This window comes from Cystobacter fuscus DSM 2262 (genome assembly GCF_000335475.2).
Taxonomy (GTDB): domain Bacteria; phylum Myxococcota; class Myxococcia; order Myxococcales; family Myxococcaceae; genus Cystobacter; species Cystobacter fuscus.
Window position 1 is genome coordinate 1 of sequence record NZ_ANAH02000051.1, and the last position, 839, is coordinate 839.

At 52.4% G+C, this 839-nt stretch carries 1 protein-coding gene; it reads left to right on the top strand.

What is annotated here, in order from left to right; translation table 11 throughout:
* On the top strand, positions 1 to 772 hold a 772-nt coding region (locus tag D187_RS53150; protein ID WP_081714007.1), incomplete at its 5' end, for an IS3-like element ISSen4 family transposase.
* Positions 773 to 839 lie beyond the last annotated feature (67 nt).

The window sequence follows — 839 nt, forward strand, 5'->3', positions numbered from 1 at the left end:
ATCCCTGTCGACCTGCCGCTATGAGGCTCACCGTCCGGCTGCTGATGCGCATTTATCAGGGCGCATCACTGAGCTGGCACTGGAGCGCAGGCGTTTTGGCTACCGTCGTATTTGGCAGTTGCTGCGCCGTGAAGGGCTTCATGTTAATCATAAGCGCGTGTACCGGCTTTATCACCTCAGTGGCCTGGGCGTAAAACGCAGAAGACGTCGTAAAGGGCTGGCAACAGAACGTCTGCCGCTGCTCCGTCCGGCGGCGCCCAATCTGACCTGGTCGATGGATTTCGTCATGGACGCACTTTCCACCGGTCGCAGGATCAAGTGTCTTACCTGCGTCGATGATTTCACAAAGGAATGCCTGACGGTCACTGTTGCCTTTGGGATTTCAGGCGTTCAGGTCACGCGTATTCTGGACAGCATTGCACTGTTTCGAGGCTATCCGGCGACGATAAGAACTGACCAGGGGCCGGAGTTCACTTGCCGTGCACTGGATCAATGGGCCTTTGAGCATGGTGTTGAGTTGCGCTTAATCCAGCCGGGCAAGCCAACGCAGAACGGATTTATTGAGAGCTTTAACGGACGATTTCGCGATGAATGTTTGAATGAGCACTGGTTCAGCGATATCGTTCATGCCAGGAAAATTATTAATGACTGGCGGCAGGATTATAACGAATGCCGCCCGCACTCCACGCTGAATTATCAGACACCGTCTGAATTTGCAGCGGGCTGGAGAAAGGGTCATTCTGAGAATGAAGATTCCGACGTTACTAACTGAGTGTTGTATCTAATCGTGGGGGCAGGTCAAGACTTAATAAGTCAAACCAAACGCAATTAAGGAGTTA